We start from the raw sequence: 4,988 nt of genomic DNA on the forward strand, positions 1-4,988 counted from the left end.
AGGATGGGCAGGCCGGAGTCGAGCGCGATGGCCTTGCCCAGGCCGGTGGTGGAGCCGCCGCCGATGGCCACGGCGCAGTCGGCACCCAGCCGGCGCGCCACCTCGCGCGCTTCGCGCGCGGTCTCGACGGGCACATGCATCACGGCGCGGTCGAACACGCCGGCCGCCCGGTCCCCCAGCAGGGCCACCACGCGCTCGGCCATGCCGCGCTGCTCGGGCGTGCACAGCACCAGCGCACGGTGCGCGCCCATGGCTTCGATTTCGCGCGGCAGCTCGGCCAGCGAGCCGGCACCGAACACCACGCGCGAAGGCAGGCTCTGGTAGGTGAAGCGCTTCATGTGGACAACCCCGCGCTGCGTTCGACCGCCTTGATGATGGCGGCGTAGTCGGCCTCTGCGTCGCCGTGGGCGCGCGCAGCGTCCATGAGCTGGCGGGTCAGGGCGGTCTGCGGCAGCGGCACCTGGTGTTCGCTGCCCGCGCCAAGGATGAGGTCGAGGTCCTTGATCATCTGGTTCACGGTGAAGGTGGCGGAAAAATCGCGCTCCGAGAGCTGTGCCGATTTGGCCTTGACGATGGGTGAGGCCACGGCGCTGGCGCCCATCACACGCCACATGTCGTGCCAGTCGAGCCCGCCCTTGCGGCCCAGCGTGAGCGCCTCGCCGAGCATGGCGCTGGTCTGCGCGATCATGAGGTTGATCACCAGTTTCATCAGGCGCGCCTGCTCGGCCTCGCCCAGGTAGAACTGGTTCGGGCCCCAGCGCTGCAGCAGCGGCAACACACGGTCGTACGTGGTGCGTGGGCCCGAGGCCAGCACGGTGAGCTGCGCGGCTTCGGCCATCTTGTTGTTGCCCGAGACCGTGGTGCGCACGTGTTCGATGCCCGCACCGGCACAGATCCGGGCTGCCGTGGCGGAGGCGGTGAGCGAGACGGTGCTGGTGTCGACCCAGAACGTGCCGGGCTTCGCGTGGGTCGCCACCTGCTCGGCCACCTTGAGCAGGGCCGCATCGTGCGGCAATGAGGAGAACACGCCGTCGGCCTGTTTCAGTGCCTGCGCGGTGTCGGTTGCGACGGTGAGCCGCTGCTCGGTGGCCAGCGAACAGCGCGCCGCATCAAAGTCGCTCACGCTGAGCTCAGCGCCGCTGGCGCGCAGGTGCAGGGCCATGGGCAGGCCCATCTTGCCCACGCCGATGAAGTGCAATCGCATGTGATGTCTCCTGGAGGCCGGGGGCGTGCCACGGTGCAATGCCCAGCTTTTCAGGCAGTGTCGCGGGCCTGCCGCGCCACTTCAACCGGCGCCGCGCAAATCAGTTTTGCGCGCGCCGGAAAACGCCCGCGTCAGACGCGTTCGATCACCAGCGCGATGCCCTGCCCCACGCCGATGCACATGGTGCACAGCGCGTAGCGCCCGCCCGTGGCGTGCAGGCGGTTGACCGCCGTGGTCGCCAGGCGCGCGCCGCTGGCGCCCAGCGGGTGGCCCAACGCAATGGCGCCGCCCCAGGCGTTCACGCGCTCGTCGTCGTCCTGCAGGCCCAGCATGCGCAACACGGCGAGGCCCTGCGCGGCGAAGGCCTCATTGAGTTCGATCACGTCCATCTGCGCCAGCGACAAGCCGGTGAGCGCCAGCACCTTCTGCGTGGCCGGCGCCGGGCCGATGCCCATGATGCGCGGGGCCACGCCCACCGTGGCCATGCCGACCACGCGGGCGCGCGGTGTGAGGCCGTTTTTCTTCGCGCCGGCTTCATCGGCCAGCAGCAGGGCGCAGGCGCCGTCGTTCACGCCGCTGGCGTTGCCGGCGGTCACGCTGCCGTCGGGCCGCACCACGCCCTTGAGCTTGGCGAGCGATTCCATGGTGGTGGCGCGCGGGTGTTCGTCGTGCTCCACCACGATCGCGTCGCCCTTCTTCTGGGGAATGGTCACCGCCACGATCTCGCGTGCCAGGTGCCCGGCTTTCTGTGCGGCTACGGCCTTGGTCTGGCTGGCCAGGGCCATGCGGTCCTGCGCTTCGCGCTCGATCTTGAATTCGGTGGCCACGTTCTCGGCGGTCTCGGGCATGGAGTCCACGCCGTACTTTTCCTTCATCAGCTTGTTGACGAAGCGCCAGCCGATGGTGGTGTCGTAGACGGCGTTGTTGCGGCCAAAGGCGGTCTCGGCTTTGGGCATCACGAATGGCGCGCGGCTCATGCTTTCCACGCCGCCGGCGATCATGAGGCCGGCCTCGCCCGCACGAATGGCGCGTGCCGCCGTACCGAGCGCATCGAGGCCAGAACCGCAGAGGCGGTTGATGGTGGCGCCGGGCACTTCCAGCGGGAGGCCTGCCAGCAAACTGGCCATGTGGGCCACGTTGCGGTTGTCTTCACCAGCCTGGTTGGCGCAGCCGAAGATCACGTCGGTGATGCTGGCCCAGTCCACGCCCGGGTTGCGCTGCATCAGCGCGCGCAGCGGGATGGCACCGAGGTCGTCGGTGCGCACACTGGAGAGCGCACCGCCGTAACGGCCGATGGGGGTGCGGATGGCGTCGCAGATGAAGGCTTGGGTCATGAAGGTCTCCGGTGTTGTGGGGTCAGGCGGCGATGGGCAGGCCCACCAGGCGTTCGAGTTCGGCGTGCTCCAGGCCATCGACCTTGTCGATGAGCTGCAGGCCCTGCGGCGTGCACGCGAGTGTGGCGAGATCGGTGTAGATGCGTTTCACACAGGCGACACCGGTGAGCGGGTAACTGCAGGTGGGCACCACCTTGCTGCGGCCTTGTTTGTCGAGCAGGTCCATCATCACCCAGGTCTGCTTGGCGCCCACGGCCAGGTCCATCGCGCCGCCCACGGCGGGAATGGCGCCGGGCTCGCCGGTGCTCCAGTTCGCCAGATCGCCGGTTGCCGACACCTGGAACGCACCGAGCACACAGATGTCCAGATGACCGCCGCGCATCATGCCGAAGCTGTCGGCGTGGTGAAAGTACGAGCCGCCGGGCAGCAGCGTCACCGGCTGTTTGCCGGCGTTGATGAGGTCGTAGTCCTCAAGCCCTGGGGCCGGCGCCGGGCCCATGCCCAGGATGCCGTTTTCACTGTGCAGCACCACCTCGATGCCCGGGGCCAGGTGGTTCGCCACCTGGGTGGGCATGCCGATGCCCAGGTTCACATAGGCGCCGTCGTCGATATCGCGCGCCACGCGCTGCGCGAGTTCGGCCTTGCTGCGTTTCTGGTAAGTCATACAGATTCTTTGAAGCCGCCGGCTTGGGTGGCCACACGGTCGATGCGAACGATCTTTCCCACGTGGATGCCGGGCGTGACGATGGTCTCGGGGTCGAGTTCACCGAGTTCGTCGATGTGGTGCACGGTGGCGATGGTGTGGCGCGCGGCCATGGCCATCACCGGGCCGAAGTTGCGCGCGGCCTTGCGGTAGGTCAAGTTGCCCCAGCGGTCCCCGCGCTCGGCCTTGATCAAGGCCACGTCGCCGGGCAGCGGCGACTCGAACACGTGGTGCCGGCCGTTGATCTCGCGCGTCTCCTTGCCCTCGGCCAGCGCCGTGCCGTAACCGGTGGGGGTGAAAAAGCCGCCGATGCCCGCGCCGGCCGCGCGCAGGCGCTCGGCCAGGTTGCCTTGGGGCACGAGTTCCAGTTCGATCTTGCCGGCGCGGTACAGGCCATCGAACACATGGCTGTCGGCCTGGCGCGGGAAGCTGCAGATGATCTTGCGCACGCGCCCGGCGGCCAGCAGCGCGGCCAGGCCCGTGTCGCCGTTGCCGGCGTTGTTGTTCACCACCGTGAGCTCGCGCGCGCCGTGTTCGATCAGGCCGTCAATCAGTTCGGCGGGAATGCCCGAGGTGCCGAAACCGCCAATGAGCACGGTGTGCCCGTCGCGCACCACCGAAAGCGCGTCGGCGATCGACGGGGAAATCTTGTTGATCACGTTATCTCCTGTGCGGCCGCTTTGCAAGGCCGTGAAATTTTGTTCGTCTGAAGAACAAATGTTCGCAGATTGAATTATAAACAGGCATCCGCCGAATCCACCCATGCCCTCCGCCACCTCCACCCCACCCCGCCCGGGCGACAGCTACGTGCAATCGTTCGCGCGCGGGCTTGAAGTCATTCGCAGCTTCAGCGCCCAGGCGCCACGCCAGACGCTGAGCGAAGTGGCGGCGCGCAGCGGCCTCACGCGCGCCGGCGCTCGCCGCATCCTGCTCACGCTGCAAACGCTGGGCTATGTGGAAACGGATGGCCGCGACTTCCGCCTCACCGCCCGCATCCTCGACCTGGGCTTTGCCTACCTGTCATCCATGCCGATCTGGAACCTGGCCGAGCCGGTGGTCGAGGCGCTGGTAGAAGCGGTCAAGGAATCCAGCTCGGCCGCCGTGCTGGAGGGCACCGACATCGTCTATGTGATGCGGGTGCCCACGCACAAGATCATGAAGAACTCGCTGGGCATCGGTTCGCGCCTGCCGGCCCATTGCACCTCGCTGGGCCGCATGCTGCTCGCGGGTTTGAGCGATGCCGAAGTGCTTGAACGCCTCAAGGTGTCCGACCTCAAACCGCTCACGCGCCACACCGTCACGGATCCCACTGCCCTGCTCGCCCGCGTACAGCAGGCGCGCAAACAAGGCTGGTGCCTGGTGAACCAGGAGCTGGAAGAAGGCCTCATCTCCCTGGCCGCGCCGCTGGTGGACGCCAGTGGCCGCACCGTGGCCGCGCTCAACCTGAGCGGCCAGGCCAACCGCACCAGCGCCCGCGTGGTGCAGGACACGCTGCTGCCGCCGTTGCTGGACGCGACCCGCCAGATTTCGGCCCTGCTGGCGGTGAAAGGCAGCGCATGAACCCGACCCTCAACAACGTGGCCCTCTGGGGCGAAGGCCTGCGCCTGCTGGTGGAGATCAGCGCCACGGCGGCGTTTGCACTGTCGGGCGTGATGGCCGGCGCGCGCAAGAAGCTCGATGCCGTGGGCGTGTGCGTGGTCGGCTTCCTGGCCGCCTTTGGTGGCGGCACGCTGCGCGACCTGCTGCT

Annotated in this window: 7 protein-coding genes; 2 read left to right on the top strand and 5 right to left on the bottom strand. The window is 68.2% G+C overall.

Annotated features, from left to right (window positions below; translation table 11 throughout):
- The 5 genes from Q0C59_RS18605 to Q0C59_RS18625 all read right to left on the bottom strand — a co-directional run.
- Nucleotides 1-338, bottom strand: a 338-nt coding sequence (locus Q0C59_RS18605; RefSeq protein WP_291218364.1) for an iron-containing alcohol dehydrogenase, incomplete at its 3' end; no start/stop codon positions are given.
- Nucleotides 335-1,204, bottom strand: coding sequence for an NAD(P)-dependent oxidoreductase (locus Q0C59_RS18610; RefSeq protein WP_291218368.1), 870 nt, complete (start codon nt 1,202-1,204; stop codon nt 335-337). The genes Q0C59_RS18610 and Q0C59_RS18605, both read right to left, overlap by 4 nt.
- Nucleotides 1,205-1,335: 131 nt before the next feature.
- Nucleotides 1,336-2,538, bottom strand: coding sequence for a 3-oxoadipyl-CoA thiolase (gene pcaF / locus Q0C59_RS18615; protein ID WP_291218370.1), 1,203 nt, complete (start codon nt 2,536-2,538; stop codon nt 1,336-1,338).
- Nucleotides 2,539-2,560: 22 nt separating this feature from the next.
- Nucleotides 2,561-3,202, bottom strand: a complete 642-nt coding sequence (locus tag Q0C59_RS18620; protein ID WP_291218372.1) for a 3-oxoacid CoA-transferase subunit B — start codon at nt 3,200-3,202, stop codon at nt 2,561-2,563.
- Nucleotides 3,199-3,900 (bottom strand): 3-oxoacid CoA-transferase subunit A, encoded by a 702-nt coding sequence (locus tag Q0C59_RS18625; protein ID WP_291218374.1) that lies wholly within the window; start codon nt 3,898-3,900, stop codon nt 3,199-3,201. Before Q0C59_RS18625 ends, Q0C59_RS18620 begins: the two co-directional genes overlap by 4 nt.
- A gap of 103 nt (nt 3,901-4,003) precedes the next feature.
- Between Q0C59_RS18625 and Q0C59_RS18630 the strand changes: the two genes are divergently transcribed.
- The gene (locus Q0C59_RS18630) at nt 4,004-4,801 is read left to right on the top strand and encodes an IclR family transcriptional regulator C-terminal domain-containing protein (RefSeq protein ID WP_291218376.1); all 798 of its coding nucleotides are present in this window, start codon (nt 4,004-4,006) and stop codon (nt 4,799-4,801) included.
- Nucleotides 4,798-4,988: TRIC cation channel family protein (locus Q0C59_RS18635; RefSeq protein ID WP_291218378.1), on the top strand; the 191-nt coding region annotated here is incomplete at its 3' end. The genes Q0C59_RS18630 and Q0C59_RS18635, both read left to right, overlap by 4 nt.

The organism is Hydrogenophaga sp. (assembly GCF_022844385.1).
In the GTDB taxonomy this organism is placed as follows: Bacteria; Pseudomonadota; Gammaproteobacteria; order Burkholderiales; family Burkholderiaceae_C; genus Hydrogenophaga.

Coding starts and splice junctions, on each gene's coding strand:
- pcaF (WP_291218370.1), bottom strand. CDS start 2,538: ATGACCCAAGCCTTCATCTGCGACGCCATCCGCACCCCCATCGGCCGT.
- Q0C59_RS18620 (WP_291218372.1), bottom strand. CDS start 3,202: ATGACTTACCAGAAACGCAGCAAGGCCGAACTCGCGCAGCGCGTGGCG.
- Q0C59_RS18610 (WP_291218368.1), bottom strand. CDS start 1,204: ATGCGATTGCACTTCATCGGCGTGGGCAAGATGGGCCTGCCCATGGCC.
- Q0C59_RS18630 (WP_291218376.1), top strand. CDS start 4,004: ATGCCCTCCGCCACCTCCACCCCACCCCGCCCGGGCGACAGCTACGTG.